Origin of the sequence: Fulverythrobacter ferritrahens, from assembly GCF_020539485.1 — a bacterium.
Classification (GTDB): Bacteria; Pseudomonadota; Alphaproteobacteria; order Sphingomonadales; family Sphingomonadaceae; genus Andeanibacterium; species Andeanibacterium ferritrahens.
Map to the genome: position 1 here is coordinate 734,392 of NZ_JACDXU010000001.1, position 20,720 is coordinate 755,111.

Consider the following 20,720-nt stretch of genomic DNA (forward strand, 5'->3'; position numbering starts at 1 on the left):
GCGTTGCGGCCATTCCACGCCGGGCTTCATATGGCAGGACGGCCTGCCCCATGCGCTTGACGGGGGGGCACGCACTCCGCAAAGGGGGCCGCGCGCCGAATCGTCACAATTCAGCCAGTTTGCGGCGCATCCGCAGGAGCCAGCCAGAATGACCATCGATCCGTCCCGTCTCGCGCCCATGGCCAATGCTATCCGGGCTCTTTCGATGGATGCGGTGCAGGCAGCCAATATCGGCCACCCCGGCATGCCGATGGGCATGGCTGACGTGGCGACAGTGCTGTGGTCGGACTATCTGAAGTTCGATCCCGCCGCGCCGCAGTGGCCGGATCGGGACCGTTTCGTGCTGTCGGCCGGTCACGGCTCGATGCTGATCTACGCATTGCTTCACCTGACCGGCTTTGAACGCCCGACGATGGACGACATCCGCAATTTCCGCCAGCTCGGCAGCCCTTGCGCCGGCCACCCGGAAAACTTCCTGCTGGATGGCGTAGAGGCGACCACCGGCCCGCTGGGTCAGGGTCTGGCGATGGGTGTGGGCATGGCGATGGCGGAACGTCATCTCAATGCCGTCTATGGTGACGATCTGGTGGATCACCGCACCTGGGTGATCGCGGGCGATGGCTGCCTGATGGAAGGCATCAATCACGAGGCGATCGGCCTTGCCGGGCATCTGAAGCTCGGCAATCTGATCGTGCTGTGGGACGACAACAAGATCACCATTGACGGCAAGGTCGATCTTTCCTCCAGCGAGGATGTGCTGGCCCGCTACCGTGCGACCAATTGGCACACTGTCAGCTGCGATGGCCACGATCCGGCCGATATCCGCCGCGCGATTGACGAGGCGCTGGCCGATCCGCGCCCCTCGATTGTCGCCTGCGCCACGATCATCGGCAAGGGCGCGCCGAACAAGCAGGGCACTTCGGCCGTTCACGGCTCGCCGCTGGGCGCCGACGAAGTGGCTGCCGCCCGCGTCGAACTGGGCTGGAACTACGAACCCTTCGTCGTTCCCGACGATATTCTGGCCGACTGGCGCTCGCTGGGGGCCAAGGGCGCCGCTGCCCGTGTGGAATGGGAAGCGCGCCTCGCCGCCAGCTCCGCGAAGGATGCCTTCACAGCCCAGCTTTCAAGTGTGGCAGACAAGGCCGGCGATGCGCTGACCGATTACGTGCGCGGCCTCGCCAAGGATGCGCCCAAGGTCGCCAGCCGCAAGGCTTCGGAAATGGCGCTGGGCCCCCTGACCGAGAAGCTGCCGCAGCTGGTGGGTGGTTCGGCTGACCTTACCGGTTCCAACAATACTAAAACTTCGGCCACCAAACCTTTCTCCGCGCAGGATTATTCCGGCCGCTATGTCTATTACGGCATCCGCGAATTCGGCATGGCCGCCGCGATGAACGGCATGGCGCTGCATGGCGGAATCGTGCCCTATGGCGGCACTTTCCTGATCTTCAGCGATTACGCCCGCAACGCCATCCGCCTTTCGGCCCTGCAGCAGGTTGGCGCGATCTATGTGCTGACGCATGACTCGATTGGGCTGGGCGAGGACGGCCCGACCCATCAGCCGGTGGAACAGGTGATGAGCCTGCGCCTGATCCCCAATCTCAACGTCTATCGCCCCTGCGATGCTATCGAGACGGCGGAGTGCTGGGCGCTCGCGCTCGAAACGCCGAAGACTCCCTCGGCACTGGCCCTTTCGCGCCAGAACCTTCCCGCCCTGCGCGGCGAGGGGGACGAGGAATGGACCCCGGCCACCAACCGCTCGGCCAAGGGCGCTTACCGCCTGCGCGCCGCCAAGGCGGATCGCAAGGTGGTGCTGGTTGCGACCGGTTCTGAAGTGGCGGTGGCGATTGAAACCGCCGACGCGCTTGAAGCCCTGGGCATCGGCGCGGATGTCGTTTCCGCCCCCTGCCTCGAACTGTTCGACAAGCAGGACGCTGCCTATCGCAATGACGTGATGCCGCGCGATGCGCTCATCGTGTCGATCGAGGCTGGTACTACGCTGGGCTGGCAGGCCTATACTGGCCGCGACGGCATCAATATCGGGCTGGACCGGTTCGGCGCTTCGGCCCCGGCGGAAGTCCTTTTCAAGCATTTCGGCTTCAGTGCTGAAGCCATCGTGCCGCAGATCACGGCGAAACTTGGCCAGTAAGACTGGCATCGCAAAGGAGCAAACCATGGCGATCAAGGTTGCAATCAACGGGTTCGGACGCATTGGGCGGAACGTGGCCCGCGCGATCTTCGAACGGACCGATCACGATATCGAACTGGTCTCGATCAACGATCTCGGCGATGCGAAGGCCAATGCCCGCCTGTTCAAGCATGACAGCGTTCACGGCACCTTTGCAGGTACGGTGGAAGTTGACGGCAATGACCTGATCATCAACGGCAAGCGCATCCATGTGACTGCCGAGCGCGATCCCGCCAACCTGCCGCATGCCGCCAATGGCATCGACATCGCGATGGAATGCACCGGCTTCTTTACCGATCGTGACAGCTGCCAGAAGCACCTTTCCGCAGGTGCCAAGCGCGTGCTGATCTCCGCCCCGGGCAAGAACGTGGACCTCACAGTGGTCTACGGCGTGAACCACGAGAAGCTGACGGCCGATCACGTGATCGTTTCCAACGCTTCGTGCACCACCAACTGCCTTGCCCCGCTGGCGAAGGTTCTGAACGACAATATCGGCATCGAACGCGGCCTGATGACCACGATCCACGCCTATACCAACGATCAGAAGATCCTCGACCAGATCCACTCCGATCCGCGCCGCGCCCGCGCTGCCGGGATGAGCATGATCCCCACCACCACTGGCGCTGCCCGCGCTGTGGGCGAGGTTCTGCCCGAACTGAAGGGCAAGCTGGACGGTTCCTCCGTCCGCGTGCCGACCCCGAACGTCTCGGTTGTGGACCTGACCTTCCAGCCGGGTCGCGAGACTTCGGCCGAGGAAGTCAACGCACTGCTCAAGGCTGCTGCGGAAGGCCCGCTCAAGGGCGTTCTGGCCTATTCGGAAGAGCCGCTGGTCTCGATCGACTACAACCACTGCCCGGCCAGCTCGACCATCGACAGCCTGGAAACCGCTGTGATCGAAGGCAAGCTGGTGCGCGTGCTTTCGTGGTACGATAATGAATGGGGCTTCTCGAACCGGATGCTCGACACCGCCGGTGTGATGGCCAGCTTCCTCTAAGCAAAAGATTGAACCGTTCGTGCCGCGCGCAGTCGGGGCACGAACGGTAATCCTTCTCCGACTGCGCTGTATTTGATTGGCGAGGTAGGTGAGATGGCCGGTTTCAAGACGCTGGACGATGCCGGGGACGTAACCGGCAAGGTCGCGCTGGTCCGTGTGGACCTGAACCTGCCGATGGATGGCGGCCGCGTGACGGATGACACGCGCGTACGCGCCAGCGCGCCCACGATTCTCGAATTGTCGCGCAAGGGAGCCAAGGTTCTCCTTCTGGCGCATTTCGGCCGCCCCAAGGGGCAGCGCAGTTCCACCCAGTCGCTCTCCATGGTCATCGATGCTGTGCAGGATGTGCTGGGCAAGGAAGTTATGTTCGTGCCCGAAGTGGCTGGTCCAGTGGTGGAACAGACCGTGGGCATCCTGCGCAACGGCGACATCGCGATCCTTGAAAACACCCGCTTCTGGCCGGGCGAGGAAGCGAACGATCCCGAATTTGCGAAAGCCATCGCCGCCAATGGCGATCTGTTCGTGAACGATGCCTTTTCCGCCGCGCACCGCGCCCATGCGACCACGGAAGGCCTCACTCACCTGCTGCCGTCCTATGCGGGCCGTTCGATGCAGGCCGAGCTGGAGGCGCTGGAAAAGGCGCTGGGCAACCCGGAAAAGCCGGTGGCTGCCGTTGTTGGCGGGGCCAAGGTTTCCAGCAAGCTTGCCGTGCTGAAGCATCTGGTGGACAAGGTCGATCACCTGATCATCGGGGGCGGCATGGCCAACACCTTCCTCGCCGCGCGCGGCGTGGATGTGGGCAAGTCCCTGTGCGAGCATGAACTGGCGCCCACTTGCGAGGAAATCCTCGATGCGGCCGATGCCGCCGGTTGCACGGTGCATCTGCCTTATGATGTGGTCGTGGCGAAGGAATTCGCGGCCAATCCGCCGAGCATGCGCATTTGCAACGTCCATGAAGTCGCCGCAGACGAGATGATCCTGGATGTGGGCCCGCAGGCTGTGGAAGCGCTGGGCGATGTGCTCAAAACCTGTCGCACCCTGGTGTGGAACGGCCCACTGGGCGCTTTCGAGACCTCGCCCTTCGATGCGGCGACGGTGGCGCTCGCGAAGACCGCCGCCGCCCTTTCCAAAGAGGGCTCGCTCGTTTCGGTCGCCGGTGGCGGGGATACGGTCGCTGCCCTGAACCATGCTGGCGCGGCTGCTGATTTCACATATATTTCAACGGCTGGCGGCGCCTTCCTTGAATGGATGGAAGGACGCGTATTGCCCGGCGTTGCTGCACTGGAAGCCTGACACTCACCTAGGAGGGACCATGATCGAAGCTCAGATGCTGGAACGGATTCGTACGGGGAAGGGCTTCATTGCCGCGCTTGACCAGAGCGGCGGCTCCACTCCCAAGGCGCTCAAGGGCTATGGCATCGAAGATGGCGCATGGTCCTCGGATGAGGAGATGTTCGGTCTCATTCACCAGATGCGGGTGCGGATCATTACTTCGCCCGCCTTTACCGGTGAGAAAGTGCTCGGCGCGATTCTGTTCGAGCGCACGATGGACGGTCAGGCTGACGGCAAGCCGGTTCCGACCCTGCTGCGAGAGCGCAATGTGGTGCCGTTCCTGAAGGTCGACAAGGGCCTGGAAGACGAGGGTGACGGCGTTCAGATGATGAAGCCGATGCCGGGGCTCGACGATCTTCTCGCGCGAGCGAAGGCTCTGGGCGTAGTCGGCACCAAGATGCGCAGCGTCATCAATGCCGCGAATCCCGCCGGGATTGCGGCCAATGTGGCTCAGCAGTTCCAATTCGGAGCGCAAATCTGGAATGCCGGGCTGATCCCGATTCTGGAGCCGGAGTACAATATCAAGAGCGCTGACCGCGCCGAGGGTGAAACGCTCTTGCGCGACGAGATACTCAAGCAGCTCGACGCCATGCCCGAGGGGCAGGTGGTGATGCTCAAGCTTTCGATCCCCGTCGTGGCGAACCACTACAAGGCGCTGGTCGATCATCCGGCGGTTGCGCGGGTTGTGGCGCTTTCGGGTGGGTACACTCGCCCGGATGCCTGCGCCGAACTGGTGAAGAACAGCGGCATGATTGCCAGCTTCAGCCGTGCGCTGCTGGAAGATCTGCGCGCGGGGATGAGCGATGCGGAATTCGACGCCGCGCTCGCCAGCGCGATTGACGAAATCTACCGCGCGTCGATCACCTAATTCCCGCCTTCGAAACCGAAGCGGTATTCCGCGGGCACCGGCTCCTGGCCGGTGACCCGTTCGGGGCTGACGGAGGTCAGGCTGAGCGGCGTGCCATGCGTGGCGAAGGGCTCGCCCAGCGTCAGCGGTGATGTTTCGCGCCAGCCTTCACCCTCGATACGGGTGACGAGGATCACCCGGCCAGCCCAGACGCAGCGTGCATTCATCGGGCAGCGGCTGTCTTCCGCCACTTCCATGGGCGTAACTGTGAGCTTGCCCACCATGACCGGCTGACCGAGCGCCACTTGCGAACCGGAGGGCAGGGCCGGGGCGGCGCTGGTGACAGGCGCGTCCTGAGCGGGAATGCAGCCCCCAAGGGTGATCACGGAAAGGAGCAGGGCTACATGCTTCATCGAGTGCTTCATGCCGGCAGCAGATGAACCGTGCCGGAACGCTTGGCTAGTCCCTCCGGAAAATCTACAGGCGCAGACATGACCGCCGAAACACTCGCCTGCCAGCTTTACCTGATCTCGCCGCTCGACGTCGGAGGGGATTTCCCGTCGCGCCTTGCCAATGCGCTGGATGCCGGGCCCGTGGCCGCGTTCCAGTTCCGCGTGAAGGGCGTGGACGAACATGAGGCAGCCCGCCTGGCAGAGCCCCTGCAGCGCATCTGTGCGGAACGGGACGTGGCCTTCATCGTCAATGACAGCATCTCTCTGGCGAAGCGAATCAAGGCCGATGGCGTACACCTCGGCCAGTCCGACGGCACGGTGAAGGAAGCGCGCGACCGGCTGGGCCGGGAGGCGCAGATCGGCGTGACCTGCCATGCAAGCCGCCATCTGGCGATGGAAGCCGGCGAGGAGGGGGCGGATTACGTGGCCTTCGGTGCCTTCTTTCCCACGACCACCAAGGAAACCGAATATCGCGCGGAGCCGGAACTGCTGACCTGGTGGTCGGCCCTGTTTGAAATTCCCTGCGTCGCCATTGGAGGCATCACGCCGGACAATTGCGATGCGCTGATCGAGGCGGGTGCGGATTTCCTCGCCGTGTCAGGCGCGGTGTGGAATGGCGACGAGGCTGCGGCGGTGCGGGCCTTTGCCGAAAAACTTACTTCGGTGTCGCGCCAATCCTGATGCAGCGCAGACCGGTCGGCTCCCCCTTCTCGTCCAGCTTGCGCAGATAGCGTTCGCCTTTGACTTCGTAGCGACTGCCCTTGCGCGGGCCGCTGGTCATCGAAACCAGGTCCCCCACGCGCAGATAGGTTCCGGTCTTGCCGTCGGCGAAATAGGCTGAGCCATTGGTGATGGCGAAGCCTTCCTCAGGTGCCGGCTTCCCGCGACTGGTGGAGGCGTCGCCTGGCAATTCGCAGGCATAGGTGCCGCGTTCCAGGGTTGAAAGACGGCCGCCATCATTCGCCCGCGCGGGAAGCGCGGTGGCCATGCCGAGGGCCATTGCGGCCATGCCGATCAATCCGAACGCCTGCTTCATGGCTCCACTTTCCGGGGCGGCGGCTAGCATGAGTGGCGGAGATGCGCCAGAGCCGTGCGACGCTTCTCCGGGAAAGGCGTGGCCGCAGCTTGCCGAAGCGCGCATCACACGCTAGGGCGCGCGCTCACGTATATTTGCATCGCTCTTTGCAATTGGAAAGCTGAACCCCATGAAAATCAGTGGCGTGGATATCCGCCCGGGCAACATCCTCGAATATGAGGGCGGCATCTGGAAGGTCGCGAAGATCCAGCATACCCAACCCGGCAAGGGCGGGGCCTTCATGCAGGTCGAGATGAAGAACCTCATCGATGGCCGCAAGACCAATGTCCGTTTCCGCAGCGCCGACACGGTGGAGCGCGTGCGGCTCGACACCAAGGATTTCCAGTTCCTCTACGAGGATGGCGATCAGCTGGTTTTCATGGACAAGGATACCTACGACCAGATCACGCTGCCTTCGGACCTGCTGGGCGATGCCCGCGCATTTCTGACCGATGGCATGGATGTGGTGCTCGAACTTTATGACGAGCGTCCGATTTCCGTTCAGCTTCCCGAACAGGTCGAAGCTCTAATCGTGGAAGCCGACGCCGTGGTGAAGGGGCAGACCGCCAGCTCCAGCTACAAGCCTGCTGTGCTTGAAAACGGTGTCCGGGTGATGGTGCCGCCGCATATCGAAAGCGGCACCCGCATCGTGGTGGATGTCTATGCTCGCGAATATGTGAAAAAGGCTGACTGACCATGAAGAAACCGCTCCTTCTCGTTACTGCTGCCGCCGCTCTTATCGCCACGGTGGCCCCCGCTGTTCACGCTGCGGAAAAGGAAGGGGCGGCCAAACCCGCTCCGGCAAAGATGACTGCGGAACAGCAGGCTGACCTTCAGCGTTCGGCCATGATCTTCCGCCTGTTCAACAGTGCCTTCACGTCCAAGGAGGTGCAGCAGCCGGTGAAGGCCAAGCTGCTTACCTGCCTCTATGGCAATTCCCTGGGCAATATCAGCGTGGCCACTGGTCGCGCGATCAAGGAAAACGGGCTGGACGAGAAGAAGATGCAGGATGTCTACCGCGCGGCGGCAGGCGTATGCGGCATCGCGTTCAAGCCGGTCGACGGGGCAGCGGCAAAGCCCGCTCCGAAATCGAGCGGCAATAATTCGAGCGGCGAGGGCCGCTGACACATTCGCGCATTGGAGGGCCAGCGGCGCTCCGGTGCCGTAATAAGGGAATACTTCCATGGCAGTTTCTGGCCTCATTCGCGTGATGGAACGCGCCGCCCGCAAGGCGGGTGGGCGTTTGCGTCGCGATTTCGGCGAGGTCGAGCACCTGCAGGTCAGCCGCAAGGGCCCGGCGGACTTCGTGTCCAAGGCAGACCTTGCGGCTGAGCGCACGCTTTATGACGAACTGCGGCAGGCCCGCCCCGATTGGGGCTTCCTGCTGGAAGAAAGCGGCGAGATCGATCCCAATCCCGATCAGCCGCGCTGGATCATCGATCCGCTGGATGGCACGTCCAACTTCCTGCACGGCATTCCCCATTTCGCGATTTCCATCGCGGTGCAGGAACCCAAGCTTGACGGCTCAGGCTGGGGCGATGTCGTGGCGGGGCTGGTCTATCAGCCGATCACGGATCAGACCTTCTGGGCCGAGAAGAGCCGGGGCGCCTGGCTGCATGACGCGCGTCTGCGCGTTTCAGCGCGCCGACATCTGTCGGAATCGCTGATCGCGACGGGGGTTCCTTATCACGCCCATGGCGACTTCAACGAATGGACCCGTATTTTCGCGGCCATCGGCCCGCAGGTGGCCGGTATCCGCCGGTTCGGTTCCGCCTCGCTCGACCTTGCATGGGTCGCAGCAGGGCGCTTCGACGGATTCTGGGAAAGCGATCTGGCGCCGTGGGATACGGCCGCAGGCTGTCTGCTGGTGCGCGAAGCGGGCGGTTTCGTGACCGATTATCGCGGCCGTTCGGAAGCGATCTGCGACAAACAGGTGATCGCCGGCAACGATCCGCTCCATTCGCGTCTGCACAAGCTGGTGGCAGGCGCCATCAAGGGCTGACGGAGGGCGCGGCCATCCGCGGTCGCGCCGAAACTTCCGGACAGAATTTTCGACTGCGCTTGAACCTGATGCCAGTGCCCGCTAAGCGCGGCGGGCGCAGGAGCCCCTGTGGCGGAATGGTAGACGCGAACGACTCAAAATCGTTTGTAGAAATACGTGCCCGTTCGAGTCGGGCCAGGGGCACCAACCTGCGGATTGGCAGGCGCATTATGGGTTCGTTTGGCTGTAAAGCCTTGCTACGATCCCGGCGATGATTGCCATTCCTTCGCTTCATGCATTCGCCACCATCGTCCTTACCATCGGTATGTTCGTTGCCTTCGCGCGTGGCCGGATGCCTGCGGAAATCGTTTCGCTCCTCACGATCGCGCTGATCGCGGTCGGTCTGTATTTCTATCCCCTGCCGCACAGCCAGCCGACCGACGGGTTGCGTCTCGCCTTCTCCGGATTCGGTCATTATGCGCTGATCACCATTTGCTCGCTGATGATCATGGGCCGCGGCCTGGTGACAACCGGCGCGCTCGATCCGGCGGCACGCCTGCTTGGGCGGGTCTGGAAGGTCAATCACCAGTTGGGCATGCTGGTTTCCCTGCTGCTGGCCTTCCTGCTGTCGATGTTCGTCAACGATACGCCGGTGCTGGTGCTTTTGCTGCCGATCTTCGTCCAGCTTGCCGCAAACGGCGCGATGCCTGCATCGAAAACCCTGATGCCGCTGAATGCCGCCGTACTTATCGGCGGCATGGCCACGACTATCGGCACCTCCACCAATCTGCTGGTGGTCTCCATCGCCCGGGATCTGGGCATGCCGCAGATGAATGTGTTCCACTTTACCCCCATCGTGCTGATGGCGGCCATGGTGGCGCTGCCCTATCTGTGGCTGGTGATGCCGCGTCTGCTGCCCGATCACAGCAGGGAGCCAAGCTTCGAACCGCGCCGCTTTTCCGCGCTGCTGCGGGTGCCTGCAGGCAGCGAATTGCATGGCAAGACAGTGGAACAGGTCAGTTCCCGACTGCCGGCCGGCTTCCTGTTCGATGGCGGATTCACCGGGCCGATAGAGGCCGGGCAGCGGCTCGGCGTGTCAGGCACGCATGAGGCGCTGGAAGAGGCTGTGCGCCTGCTGAAAGGGCAGGCTGCACCGGGCTGGGTGGTCGACCGTATCGAACGCAAGGCCAAGGCCGAGGGCGAAGATATCGTGGTAATGGAAATGGCAGTGACCGCCGATTCCCGCCTGATCGGTCGCACGCTCGCTACTTCCGGCATCGCCGATCTCTACAGCACCGCCGTCCTGGGCGTTCACAAGCCGCGCCGGGCATTGGGCACTCTGCCCGTGAGGGGCGGAGAAGCGGTGATCGGGGAAGGCGATGTGCTGCTGGCCATGGGGCTTGCCGGCGATCTTCAGGACTTCGCCCGGAACGACGCTTTGCTGATTCTCGATGGCGCGCGCGAAGTCCCCCGGCGGTCCAAGGCGCTGATCGCGCTGGCGATCATGCTGGGGGCGGTCGGCTGCGCTTCCATCGGCCTGTTGCCGATCGCCATCTCGGCGCTGGCCGGGGCGATCCTGATGTTCATCACTGGCTGCGTGAAGTTTGACCGGGTGGGAAGGGCCTTGTCGGCCAAGGTCATCGTGCTGGTCGCGGCCAGTATCGCGGTGGGCCAGCTGGTGCTGGAAAGCGGTGCGGCGGGATGGCTGGGCCAGACGATGGCGCTCGGCCTACAGCATCTGCCCGCCGCTGCGGTACTGGCAGCCGTCATGCTGTTCGTCACCGTGCTTACAAATTTCGCTTCAAACGCCACGGCCGCAACCATCGGTACGCCGATTGCCTTCAGCGTCGGCAGCGAGCTGGGATTGCCGCAAGAGCCCCTGATCCTGGCGGTGCTGTTCGGCTGTAATCTCTGTTACGCCACGCCGATTGCCTATCAGACCAATCTGCTGATCATGGGCGAGGGGAACTATACGTTCGGCGATTATATCCGCACCGGGGTTCCGCTGGTGCTGCTGATGGTGTGTACTCTCTCCGTCCTGCTCGTCTTCAGTTACGGAATGTGACCTGAAACGGACTTTTTTGAGCGCTTGCCGCATCGCGGCGGCATGATAGGCTCCCCCCATCGCGACTCCTGCCCGGTAGAGGCAGGGGCGCTGGGATTGAGGGGGACATATGCCGGGAAAAGCCTATCCCGACGTGCAGCTCTATCGTTATGATTGGGGCAGGCTGAACGAAGCCGCCATCGGATCTGCCATCGATAATGTGGCGATGAAGGGCCCGCAATGCGCCTCGCCGATCGATCTCTCACTGGCCGGAAGGACGATGCAGATCGTCACCGATGCGGATGGGCCCAATGCCGGGCCGACATTGTCGTACCGCTTCCTTACCGGCACTCGCCTGATCCTGTCGGAGAATGGCGGGGATGGCATGAATGCCGGTTATGCCGCGCTTTCGCTGGAGCATTTCACGTTCTTCGCCCATCTCATCCCCGGCACTTTGCGGGGTTATGCGGTCGTGGTGGACAATCGGACCGGCCTCGTCACCGCCTTCGAATTGTGGTTCGCCGGGCAGGAGGCCAAGCGCGAGGTGAGCCGCGCGGTGTGGCAGGGCTATCTGTTCGATAAGGGCAGGGATGCGCCGTCCCACCGTCATCGCTCGACCAACCGGATGGAAGGCAAGGGGCTCTACTGGAAAAGTGATACGGGCGAGGAAACGCTCGAATTCTATCCTTCCATTTCCTATTCGCACTGGGTCGAACTGACCCGGCTGGATGGCAGGCAGGGCTATTGCGCGCCTTCGGACTATATCCAGATCGATGACCGATTTTATCTCCATACCCGCACCGAGGCGGAGTTTTCGGGTATATTCTCCGCCACTCTGATCGATCTTGACCGCCTGCGTCAGGTGGGCCTGCGGCTGGGTTTCAACGCGGCGGATGAGCTGGAATATCGCCTGTTCACCGGCATGGGAGAATGGCTGGGCCAGATCGCCCAGTTCGAGAAATTCGGCGACGTCAGTGGCGGCCCCGCCAAGCCGCGCCCCGGGCCGGGCCAGGTCGGGCAGCTCGATCCCGATGCCAAGGGCGCACGCGGCATTTACCGCCCGCTCGGCACCATGCCCAAGATGACCAGGGCACAGGTCGATGCGGCGGTGAAGCGGAATACCCGCGTTTTCGCGCCTCGCACGGGAGAGGGGAGCGGGGCTGCCGGGATGGCGACCAACGGGTTGCCAGCAGTAGACTGGCTGGCGGGCAAGAGCTTCGCCCTGCGCTACGATGGCGGCCCGGTGATGGATTACAGGGTCCGCAGCGCGGATGAACTCCAGTGGCGCAAGGACGGCGGGGCGTGGGTGACGGCGCGCTATCAGGCCTATGAGCCTTCTGCGGGAGTGATCCTGTTCGGTCATGTTCTGGAAGGCGAACCCAACCATGATGGCCATTCGATCTGCGCCGATTTCGAGAACGGGCTGGTCACTACTTTCAACGGTTTCCTCAACACGCCCTATTTCGCCAATGAAGCGGGCGCGCGGACCCTGTTCGGCACCATCGGGATGGAGGGGCTCGCTTCGCCCGGCAAACGGCGCCATGAGCGGACCAACGAACTGCTGGGGCGGGCGCTTACCTGGAATTACGCACCGGGGCTCACCTCGATGCATCTCTATTCCACCCCGCATACCGTATCCTGGATCATCTTCACCGATAGCGGTGCGGGCGGGCTGGAATGGAGCGGGCCGGGCGATTTCGTGAAGATCAGGGACGATCTCTATTTCGCCTATTGGCTGGAAGATGCCTGCAACGGCACGCTGGGCACCATCGTGATCAACATGCGGACCATGCATGATTCCGGGATCGGCTATCACTGCGGAGAGGAAGGGCTCAGCATGAGCCAGATCGGTGCCCATTCGCGCCACGCGGGCAAGTTCGATATCGACCGCTTTTTCAAGAACAGGGCCTGAGAAGGAGTTATAGGAATGACTGGTAAATCCATGACTTCACGGCGCTCTTTCCTGAAATCAGGTGCGGTGGTGGCCGCGCCCGTCGCCATTATCGCCACCCCTGCACTGGCGGCAGGGATGGAGGAGGATGCGCTGCGCTCGCGGCTTGCCCGAATGGAGGACAGCCGGGCGATCGAGACGCTGAATCGCAGATTTGTTCATCATTTCAACGTCGCGGACAGGCGCGGGCTTGCCGGGCTTTTCGCCGATGGCAGGGCACCCGAACTGGGGCAGGGCATCGCGGGGCTGGTGGTGGAAGAAGGTGCACAAGCGCCGGAGATCCTCCTGACCGCCGATGGCAACCGGGCCAGCGCCACCTATGCCTGCCGCGCCGAAGTGGAACAGGTGCTGGAAGGCAGCGATACGCTGATGCAGATGGCGCGGTTACAGGGCAATTCCGCCCATCGCATGCACCAGCCGGGCCAGTTGAAGGCCGATTACGTTCGCCGCCCCGAAGGCTGGGTCATCGAACGCATCCAGCTGGGATAGGGCCGTGGGTGCGAGGGTGATCAGGGGAGGTATGGCAGGCTTGCTGCTATGCCTGCTTTCGGCCTGCTGGCTCTCGGAAGAGCCGCTCCTCACGGCAAAAAATGCCTCGGAAGTCGATTTTGCCGGCACCTATCGCAGCGTGGACGACGAGGGCAGTAGCGACGAACTTGTGATCGCCCAGGCCCCGGATCGCGCCTATCGGGTGGGAGATGGGGAGGAACAGCTTACGGCCCATTATCTGCGGCTGGGCAAGGAATGGTATCTCGCCCAATATGAGGGGAAGGACGAGCCGGCGGACATAGAGGAAAGGCGCGCGCAGGAAGCCGTCTATCTCTTTCAGGCCGTGCGGGAGGCTGGCGGACGCCTCTATTTCTATTCGCCCGATTGCGACCGGACGGACGGCGATTATCCGGGGATGGAACGCTCCTCGGGCGTTTGCACCTTCCGGAATCTCGAGGGAATCCGCGCTGCTGTGCTTGCCTATATCGAGCGTATCGAGACAGGCGAGATTGCCGAGGAACCGGCAATATGGGCGAGAATTTCCGTTTCCCGCTGACGGATGTTGCTCCGGGATACGGCGCTTGCACGATATAACTTGTGTTCTGTAAAATTTACCGACAGTTCATTTCTCCCTGTTAACCCTGCCGGCGCTCGCGAGGTGCGGGCGCTTGCAGAACTGGGAGCGATGATCCGCCTCTTCAAACATTACATCCCGCATGCCGTGCTGCTGCTGGGTCTGTTCGATTTCGGACTGTTGATCGCCGCTGGCGAGCTGGCGTGGAAGCTGCGCGCGGGACAGATCGGTATGGAGATGGGCCTGTTCGCCGATCGCCTGCCCTGGCTTGCAGGTGCGGCGGCAGTGGTGCTGACGGCGATGATCGCGGTGGGCGTCTATGGCGCGGATGCGCTGCGTTCCATGCGCTATGCCGGGGCGCGGCTGCTGGTGGCGGTAAGCCTGGGCGTGTTGGCGCTGATCTTCATCGATTTCCTCATTCCCGGGCAGACTTTCTGGCGCTCCACCCTGGCCTATGCGATGGGGCTGGCGATCATCTTCCTGATGCTCAACCGACTGATCGTGGGCGGTATTTTGGGTGCGCAGGCATTTCGCCGCCGGGTTCTGGTGCTGGGTGCGGGGCTGCGGGCGCAGCGCCTGCGTGAACTGGGCACGCGGCCGGAAAGCGGCTTTTCCATCGTAGGCTACATCGCGATGAACGATACGGGCAAGGTGGTGGAAGAGGCGATTTCGCGTTCCGCCATTCACGATCTCAATCGCTTCGTGGAAAATCTCGGCGCGTCGGAAGTGGTGCTGGCGTTGGAAGAACGGCGCAATGCCATTCCGATGAAGGATCTGCTGCGGATCAAGACCGCCGGCGTCCATGTGAATGATTTTTCCAGCTTCATGGAACGCGAAACCGGTCGGGTGGACCTCGACACGGTGAACCCTTCCTGGCTGATCTTTTCCGACGGTTTCAGTTCCGGCCGGTTCGTGTCCAGCGCGGTGAAGCGCCTGTTCGACATTACTGTCAGTTCCATTCTGCTGCTGCTGACCTTCCCGCTGATCCTGTTTTTCGCACTGCTGGTGAAGATCGACAGCCGGGGCCCTGCCTTCTTCCGCCAGACGCGGGTGGGGCTCTATGGCCAGCCATTCGAGCTGATCAAGCTGCGCTCCATGCGCATCGATGCGGAAAAGGACGGGGCGAAATGGGCGCAGACCAACGATCCGCGCGTCACCCGCATCGGCCGCTTCATCCGTAAGGTCCGGATTGACGAACTGCCCCAGACATGGAGCGTGCTGAAAGGCGAGATGAGCTTTGTTGGCCCGCGCCCCGAACGGCCGCAATTCGTGGAAGATCTGGAAGACAAGCTGCCCTTCTATGCCGAACGGCACATGGTGAAGCCGGGCATCACGGGCTGGGCGCAGATAAACTTCCCCTATGGCGCCTCTATTGAGGATGCGCGCCAGAAGCTCGAATATGATCTCTATTATGCCAAGAACTACACGCCTTTCCTGGACCTGCTGATCCTGCTGCAGACCCTGCGCGTCGTGCTGTGGAGGGAAGGGGCACGATGATGGCCGGGGCATGGCAAATGCTGATGGTCGTTCTGCATGTGGCGGCAGCAACGCTGCTGTTCGGCTTTGCCGGCTGGTTCTATCCGCGCCGTGAAAAACTGGGGCAGGCGGGGGATTCTATCCTGTCCGGCCTCACCATTTCGGCGCTGTGGGCAGTGGCCGTGGCGGTGATGGGGCCTAATGCTACCGGCACCCGTATCTTCCTGTGCATGAGCTATTTCGCGTGGTTCTGGGCGCTTTACCGGCTGTTCGCGAATGATGGCCGGCATGAGAGTATGCGCCCGATCCGCCTGGTGGTTATGGCACTGGTGTTCGTGGAAATCCTCCAGCTCGCGCTGGTGCTGTTCGTCGACGTTCTCGGCATTTCGGCGGTGGTGTTCGAACTGTCAGCGGCCTTTCGCCTGCTCTGCACGATCGGGGCGCTGGTGCTGGTGCATAATCTCTATGTCGGCGCGTCGCCTGCCGGACGGCTGACCCTGCGTTGGCCCGCCGCCGCACTGGGCCTGATGTGGCTCTACGATCTTAATCTTTACACCATCGCCTATCTCACGGGCGCGCTTCCCCAGACATTGGGCGATCTGCGCGGTCTGATCATGATGGTCATGGTGGGGCTATTTGCGCTGGGCGCATCCAACGCAACGAACGACCTGCGCCTGCGGCCTTCGCGCTCGGTAGCGTTCCAGTCTTTCTCGTTGCTGGTGATCGGCGCCTATCTGGTGGCGATGGTGGCAGTGGCCCAGGCTCTGGCCTATGCAGGCAGCGAATTCGCCCGGATTGCCCAGCTGGCGTTTCTTGCCGCGGCCAGCGTGGCGGCAATGCTTATCCTGCCCTCCCGGCGGCTGCGCGGCTGGCTGCGCGTGATGCTGGCGAAGCATCTGTTCCAGCACCGCTATGATTATCGCGCCGAATGGCTGCGTTTTACCGAAACTATCGCGCGGGGCGGTGAACAGGTTACGCCGCTGCACGAGCGCGTGGTGCAGGCCGTGGCCGATATTACCGACAGCCCCGCCGGGCTGCTGCTCACGCCCGGCGAGGATGGCGATTTCCGGCTCGATTCCCGCTGGCAATGGCCGGAGATCGACGTACCCGCTCAGGCGCTGAGTGCAGAGGCAGCACGGTTTTTCGAGCAGCACAGCTTCGTTCTCGATCTCGACGATCTGCGGCAGGGCCGCCAGAGCCGGGGGGAGCGCCAGTTCGTGCCCGAGTGGCTGTTTGAAAGCCGCCGCGCCTGGGCCATGGTGCCGCTGATCCATTATCAGCGCATGATCGGCTTGGTGGTGCTGGCCCGCCCAGCAGTGGCGCGGCGCCTCGACTGGGAGGATTTCGATCTGCTGCGCGTGGTTGGGCAGCAGCTTGCCAGCTATCTTGCGGAACAGGCCGGGCAGGAAGCACTGGGCGAGGCGCATCGTTTCGACGAGTTCAACCGCCGGATCGCCTTTGTGATGCACGACATCAAGAATCTGGCGAGCCAGCTCTCGCTGCTGGCGCGCAATGCGGAAAAACATGCCGACAAGCCGGAATTCCGCGCGGATATGCTCGTCACCCTGCGCAACAGCACGGACAAGCTGAACGCCCTGCTGACCCGGCTTGGGCGCTATGGCGCGGCGGGCCATGAGCCGCTCGATCAGTTCGATGTCGTCACATGCCTCGAGCGGGTAGTGGCGCGCTATACCGAACAGCATCCGGTCTATCTGGTGGAACGGCAGAAATGCATCGTCCTTGCCAATGCCGAAGCGCTGGAACAGGCGCTGGTCCATCTGGTGCAGAACGCGATCGATGCCAGTCCGCCTGATGTGGCAGTGCTGCTCAGCGTGCTGGTGGATGGCCTCAATTGCCGGATCGAAGTGCTCGATTCCGGGGCCGGGATGAGCGCGGAGTTCATTCGTTCCCGCCTGTTCAAACCGTTCCATTCATCCAAGCCCGGCGGCTTCGGCATCGGCGCCTTCGAGGCGCGCGAGCTGATCCGCGGGATGAACGGGCGGCTGGATGTCGAAAGCCGCGAAGGCATCGGCACCCGCTTCATCATCAGCCTGCCGCTGGCCACGCTGGCGGATGTCCCCGACGATACGATTGAATTCCGGGCCGCCAATGGCCTGCCCGGCACTACCGAGGTTGCATAATGTCCGAGAGCAAGTCCAAATCCCTGCCCAGGCTGCTGATCGTCGAAGACGATGCGGGCCTGCAGGCACAGCTCAAATGGGCCTATGACGATTTCGATGTGACCATTGTGGGGGACCGGGCCTCTGCCATCGCGGCCCTGCGCGCGGAAGAGCCGCCGGTCGTCACGCTGGATCTCGGCCTGCCGCCGGATCCGGACGGGACGAGCGAAGGCTTTGCCGTGCTGGAAGAGATCATGGCGATCAAGCCCGACACCAAGGTGATCGTGGCCAGCGGCCATGGCGCGCGGGAAAGCGCGCTCAACGCTATCGAGCGTGGCGCCTATGATTTCTACCAGAAGCCGGTGGATATCGAGGAACTGGGCCTGATCGTCCGCCGGGCCCATAATCTCCACCGGATCGAGGCGGAAAATCGGGCGCTTCAGGCGCGCGCGGGCGATGGCAATACGGTGCTGGGCGGCCTCATCACCGCCGCGCCGGAAATGGTCCGCGTGGCGCGCACCATCGAACGGGTAGCCAACACCAATGTCTCGGTAATGCTGCTGGGGGCCAGCGGCACGGGCAAGGAATTGCTGGCGCGGGGCCTGCACGATGCGAGCGACCGCAAGGGCGGGGCCTTCGTCGCGATCAATTGCGCGGCGATCCCGGAAAACCTGCTGGAAAGCGAGTTGTTCGGCCATGAAAAGGGCGCCTTCACGGGGGCGGTGAAAACTACCGAAGGGAAGATCGAGCTGGCCAGCGGGGGCACATTGTTCCTCGACGAAGTGGGCGATATTCCCCTGCCGCTGCAGGTTAAGCTGCTGCGCTTCCTGCAGGAACGCACGATTGAGCGTATCGGCGGGCGTAAATCCATTTCCGTCGATACGCGCATTGTCTGTGCCACCCATCAGGATCTGGAAGCGATGATCGCCGATGGCCGCTTCCGGGAGGATCTGTTCTATCGTCTGGCCGAGATCGTGGTGAAAATCCCCTCGCTGGCGGAACGTCCTGGCGATGCGACCCTGCTGGCCAAGGCTTTCCTCAAGCGTTTCGCACGGGAAATGAACCCCGGGGTCAAGGGCTTCGCGGCCGATGCGCTGGCCGCGATCGATGCGTGGAAATGGCCCGGCAATGTGCGCGAGCTGGAGAACCGGGTGAAGCGCGCGGTGATCATGGCGGATGGCAAGCTCGTCAATGCCGCCGATCTCGACCTTGAAGGCGCGGAGGATGACGATAGCCAGCCGCTGAACCTCAAGAGCGCGCGCGAACAGGCGGACAGACGGGTGATCCGCCATGCCCTGGCTCGCAGCGAAGGCAATATCTCCAATACTGCCAAGCTGCTCGGGATCAGTCGGCCCACGCTTTATGACCTTCTCAAGCAGTATGACCTTCACGCCTGACTTCAGGCGAAAGGGGCGGGGAAGGGCAGCGCTGGCGGCACTGGCCCTGATCGCGCTGGCGCCCCCCTTGCTCGCGGCGCAGGAGAATGCTTCCGTCGCGCTGGAGCAGGGACAAAAGGCCTTGCTGCGGGGCGATGGCGTGGCTGCGGAAGTCGCGCTGCGCCGGGCTTTTGAAGCAGGCGCTCCGCAAGCGCAGGTGGCACCCCTGATGGGGGAAGCCTATCTCCAGCAGGATGATTTTGCGAACGCCCGCCGCTGGCTGGCGGACGGCGATTTTGCACCGGGTCAGCGCCGCCACGGTTTCCACATGCTCGCCCGGCTGGAAATGGCCGAGGGCAACCTCGATGCGGCTGCCGCTGCCTTTGCCCGCGCGCTGGAAGGCAATCCCGGCACGGCGGAAATATGGGTGGACCTGGGTCGCCTGCGCTATCGCATGGGGCAGCACCATCAGGCGCTTGCCGCCGCCGAGGAGGCACTGAGGCGTGACAGGAAAGATCCCCGTGCGCTGGAATTCCGCGGCCAGATCGCCCGCGATGCCGAAGGGCTGCTCGCTGCCCTGCCATGGTTGGAAAAAGGGCTGAAAAGCGCGCCCGACGATCTTTCACTGCTGGGCGAATATGCGGCCACGCTGGGAGAGGCAGGCCGCGCGAAGGAGATGCTGCGCATTACCCGGCGCATGATCGAGCTGGACGCGGAAAATCCGCGCGCCTTCTACCTACAGGCAGTGCTCGCGGCGCGGGCCGGAGATTACACGCTGGCCCGGCGGCTGCTGGCCCGCACGCAGGATCGCTTCGACGAAGTGCCCGCCGCCATGATGCTGGAAGGCGCACTGGAAATGCGTGCCGAAAACTGGGCGCTGGCGGTGGATGTGCTTGACCGGCTGGCGCGCCTCCAGCCCGATAATCAGCATGCTGCCTTGCTGCTTGCCCGGGCAATGCTGGAAAATGGCGATGCCAGTGAAGTGATCGCGCGTTACGGCGCCGCTGCCTCGCGCGCCGATGCCTCGCCCTATCTGCTGGTGCTGGTAGGCCGCGCCTATGAAGTATTGGGGGATCGCGCGGCGGCTGCCCCGCTGCTGGATCGCGCGGCCGGTCCGGTGCCAGCCGCCATCGTTCCGCTGGGTCTGGGTGAGGCGGGGGAACTGGCGCTGTTTCGCTGGGGCGACGATCCCGACCGGCTGGATGGCGCAGTGCCGCGAGTGCGACAACTGCTTGCCGACGGAAATCTCGACGAAGCTCAGGCCTATGTCACGCGGCTCGGCGCGCGTTTTGCGGGGTCGGTGGATATTGAAGTGCTGGCCGGCGATGTCGCGCTGGCCCAGCGCGATGCGGCGCGCGCGCTGGCGCTCTATTCCAAGGCCGCGCAGGTCCGGCGCAGTCTTTCGCTGACCGCGCGGATGATCGCCGCGCTGCGGATGCTGGGGCGTGAAGGAGAAGGGCGGGCGCTGCTTGCAGCCTTTCTTGCCCAGCACCCGCAGAATGGCGATGCCGCCGCAATGCTCGGCTATATGGCTGCCGATGCCGGGGACTGGAACAGGGCGGAAGGCCTGTTGCGTTTCGCCCGCCAGCAGCATGACGGGGGCGGGCGCGATCCGGTGCTGTTCGCTATTCTGGCCGATGCGGCGATGCAGCGCGGGGCCAAGGCAGAGGCACTGGCCGATGCCGGGGCGGGCTTTGCCTCCCAGCGGACCAACTACCGCGCCGTGCTGACGCTGGCCCGCGTGCTGGATAGTGCAGGGCGCAAGGATGCGGCGATGGCTCTGCTGGAAAAGGCCCGCAAACTGCCCGGCGGCTGACGCCGGTC

Annotated in this window: 18 protein-coding genes and 1 tRNA gene; 17 read left to right on the forward strand and 2 right to left on the reverse strand. The window is 63.3% G+C overall.

Annotation, left to right across the window (positions count from 1 at the left end; translation table 11 throughout):
• Positions 1-148 precede the first annotated feature (148 nt).
• The 4 genes from tkt to H0274_RS03630 all read left to right on the forward strand — a co-directional run bounded on the left by tkt (position 149) and on the right by H0274_RS03630 (position 5,379).
• Positions 149-2,146: a transketolase gene (gene tkt, locus H0274_RS03615; RefSeq protein ID WP_226792975.1), complete on the forward strand. Its 1,998-nt coding sequence runs from the start codon at positions 149-151 to the stop codon at positions 2,144-2,146.
• Between the two features lie 25 nt (positions 2,147-2,171).
• Positions 2,172-3,179 carry a type I glyceraldehyde-3-phosphate dehydrogenase gene (gap, locus tag H0274_RS03620; RefSeq protein ID WP_226792976.1) on the forward strand — a complete coding sequence of 336 codons (1,008 nt, stop codon included), beginning with the start codon at positions 2,172-2,174 and terminating at the stop codon, positions 3,177-3,179.
• A gap of 93 nt (positions 3,180-3,272) precedes the next feature.
• Positions 3,273-4,472, forward strand: a complete 1,200-nt coding sequence (locus H0274_RS03625) for a phosphoglycerate kinase (RefSeq protein ID WP_226792977.1) — start codon at positions 3,273-3,275, stop codon at positions 4,470-4,472.
• A gap of 19 nt (positions 4,473-4,491) precedes the next feature.
• Positions 4,492-5,379: a fructose bisphosphate aldolase gene (locus H0274_RS03630; protein WP_226792978.1), complete on the forward strand. Its 888-nt coding sequence runs from the start codon at positions 4,492-4,494 to the stop codon at positions 5,377-5,379.
• Here the strand turns inward: H0274_RS03630 and H0274_RS03635 are convergent.
• On the reverse strand, positions 5,376-5,771 hold the full coding sequence (locus tag H0274_RS03635; RefSeq protein ID WP_226792979.1) for a hypothetical protein: 396 nt from the start codon (positions 5,769-5,771) through the stop codon (positions 5,376-5,378). The genes H0274_RS03630 and H0274_RS03635 overlap by 4 nt on opposite strands.
• A 78-nt stretch (positions 5,772-5,849) precedes the next feature.
• On the opposite strand from H0274_RS03635, the gene thiE reads away from it, so the two are divergent.
• Positions 5,850-6,491, forward strand: a complete 642-nt coding sequence (gene thiE, locus H0274_RS03640) for a thiamine phosphate synthase (protein ID WP_226792980.1) — start codon at positions 5,850-5,852, stop codon at positions 6,489-6,491.
• Here thiE and H0274_RS03645 read toward each other — a convergent pair.
• Positions 6,466-6,846 (reverse strand): hypothetical protein, encoded by a 381-nt coding sequence (locus tag H0274_RS03645; RefSeq protein WP_226792981.1) that lies wholly within the window; start codon positions 6,844-6,846, stop codon positions 6,466-6,468. The two genes, thiE and H0274_RS03645, sit on opposite strands and share 26 nt — an antisense overlap.
• 169 nt (positions 6,847-7,015) lie before the next feature.
• Here H0274_RS03645 and efp point away from each other — a divergent pair, with 169 nt between their 5' ends.
• From efp to H0274_RS03705, 12 genes are all read left to right on the forward strand, one after another.
• The gene (efp, locus tag H0274_RS03650) at positions 7,016-7,579 is read left to right on the forward strand and encodes an elongation factor P (protein ID WP_226792982.1); all 564 of its coding nucleotides are present in this window, start codon (positions 7,016-7,018) and stop codon (positions 7,577-7,579) included.
• Positions 7,580-7,581: 2 nt separating this feature from the next.
• Positions 7,582-8,010, forward strand: coding sequence for a hypothetical protein (locus H0274_RS03655; RefSeq protein ID WP_226792983.1), 429 nt, complete (start codon positions 7,582-7,584; stop codon positions 8,008-8,010).
• A gap of 58 nt (positions 8,011-8,068) precedes the next feature.
• Positions 8,069-8,887: an inositol monophosphatase family protein gene (locus H0274_RS03660; RefSeq protein ID WP_226792984.1), complete on the forward strand. Its 819-nt coding sequence runs from the start codon at positions 8,069-8,071 to the stop codon at positions 8,885-8,887.
• 102 nt (positions 8,888-8,989) lie between these two features.
• Positions 8,990-9,073 (forward strand) — tRNA-Leu (locus H0274_RS03665).
• Between the two features lie 64 nt (positions 9,074-9,137).
• Entirely contained in the window at positions 9,138-10,931 is a 1,794-nt protein-coding gene (locus H0274_RS03670; RefSeq protein ID WP_226792985.1) for an SLC13 family permease, read from the forward strand.
• 109 nt (positions 10,932-11,040) lie between these two features.
• Entirely contained in the window at positions 11,041-12,822 is a 1,782-nt protein-coding gene (locus H0274_RS03675; protein ID WP_226792986.1) for a MoaF N-terminal domain-containing protein, read from the forward strand.
• A gap of 15 nt (positions 12,823-12,837) precedes the next feature.
• Positions 12,838-13,350 (forward strand): twin-arginine translocation signal domain-containing protein, encoded by a 513-nt coding sequence (locus H0274_RS03680; RefSeq protein ID WP_226792987.1) that lies wholly within the window; start codon positions 12,838-12,840, stop codon positions 13,348-13,350.
• A gap of 31 nt (positions 13,351-13,381) precedes the next feature.
• Entirely contained in the window at positions 13,382-13,906 is a 525-nt protein-coding gene (locus H0274_RS03685; protein WP_226792988.1) for a hypothetical protein, read from the forward strand.
• 129 nt (positions 13,907-14,035) lie between these two features.
• A complete protein-coding gene (locus H0274_RS03690; RefSeq protein ID WP_226792989.1) occupies positions 14,036-15,421 on the forward strand; it encodes a TIGR03013 family XrtA/PEP-CTERM system glycosyltransferase in 1,386 nt (461 codons plus the stop codon).
• A 17-nt stretch (positions 15,422-15,438) separates the two neighbouring features.
• A complete protein-coding gene (prsK, locus tag H0274_RS03695; RefSeq protein ID WP_226792990.1) occupies positions 15,439-17,541 on the forward strand; it encodes an XrtA/PEP-CTERM system histidine kinase PrsK in 2,103 nt (700 codons plus the stop codon).
• Positions 17,541-18,917 (forward strand): PEP-CTERM-box response regulator transcription factor, encoded by a 1,377-nt coding sequence (prsR, locus tag H0274_RS03700; RefSeq protein ID WP_226792991.1) that lies wholly within the window; start codon positions 17,541-17,543, stop codon positions 18,915-18,917. Before prsK ends, prsR begins: the two co-directional genes overlap by 1 nt.
• Entirely contained in the window at positions 18,883-20,712 is a 1,830-nt protein-coding gene (locus H0274_RS03705; protein WP_226792992.1) for a tetratricopeptide repeat protein, read from the forward strand. The genes prsR and H0274_RS03705 overlap by 35 nt, the downstream gene beginning before the upstream one ends.
• The last annotated feature ends 8 nt before the right edge of the window (positions 20,713-20,720 follow it).

Coding starts and splice junctions, on each gene's coding strand:
- tkt (WP_226792975.1), top strand. CDS start 149: ATGACCATCGATCCGTCCCGTCTCGCGCCCATGGCCAATGCTATCCGG.
- gap (WP_226792976.1), top strand. CDS start 2,172: ATGGCGATCAAGGTTGCAATCAACGGGTTCGGACGCATTGGGCGGAAC.
- H0274_RS03625 (WP_226792977.1), top strand. CDS start 3,273: ATGGCCGGTTTCAAGACGCTGGACGATGCCGGGGACGTAACCGGCAAG.
- H0274_RS03630 (WP_226792978.1), top strand. CDS start 4,492: ATGATCGAAGCTCAGATGCTGGAACGGATTCGTACGGGGAAGGGCTTC.
- H0274_RS03635 (WP_226792979.1), bottom strand. CDS start 5,771: ATGAAGCATGTAGCCCTGCTCCTTTCCGTGATCACCCTTGGGGGCTGC.
- thiE (WP_226792980.1), top strand. CDS start 5,850: ATGACCGCCGAAACACTCGCCTGCCAGCTTTACCTGATCTCGCCGCTC.
- H0274_RS03645 (WP_226792981.1), bottom strand. CDS start 6,846: ATGAAGCAGGCGTTCGGATTGATCGGCATGGCCGCAATGGCCCTCGGC.
- efp (WP_226792982.1), top strand. CDS start 7,016: ATGAAAATCAGTGGCGTGGATATCCGCCCGGGCAACATCCTCGAATAT.
- H0274_RS03655 (WP_226792983.1), top strand. CDS start 7,582: ATGAAGAAACCGCTCCTTCTCGTTACTGCTGCCGCCGCTCTTATCGCC.
- H0274_RS03660 (WP_226792984.1), top strand. CDS start 8,069: ATGGCAGTTTCTGGCCTCATTCGCGTGATGGAACGCGCCGCCCGCAAG.
- H0274_RS03670 (WP_226792985.1), top strand. CDS start 9,138: ATGATTGCCATTCCTTCGCTTCATGCATTCGCCACCATCGTCCTTACC.
- H0274_RS03675 (WP_226792986.1), top strand. CDS start 11,041: ATGCCGGGAAAAGCCTATCCCGACGTGCAGCTCTATCGTTATGATTGG.
- H0274_RS03680 (WP_226792987.1), top strand. CDS start 12,838: ATGACTGGTAAATCCATGACTTCACGGCGCTCTTTCCTGAAATCAGGT.
- H0274_RS03685 (WP_226792988.1), top strand. CDS start 13,382: ATGGCAGGCTTGCTGCTATGCCTGCTTTCGGCCTGCTGGCTCTCGGAA.
- H0274_RS03690 (WP_226792989.1), top strand. CDS start 14,036: ATGATCCGCCTCTTCAAACATTACATCCCGCATGCCGTGCTGCTGCTG.
- prsK (WP_226792990.1), top strand. CDS start 15,439: ATGCTGATGGTCGTTCTGCATGTGGCGGCAGCAACGCTGCTGTTCGGC.
- prsR (WP_226792991.1), top strand. CDS start 17,541: ATGTCCGAGAGCAAGTCCAAATCCCTGCCCAGGCTGCTGATCGTCGAA.
- H0274_RS03705 (WP_226792992.1), top strand. CDS start 18,883: ATGACCTTCTCAAGCAGTATGACCTTCACGCCTGACTTCAGGCGAAAG.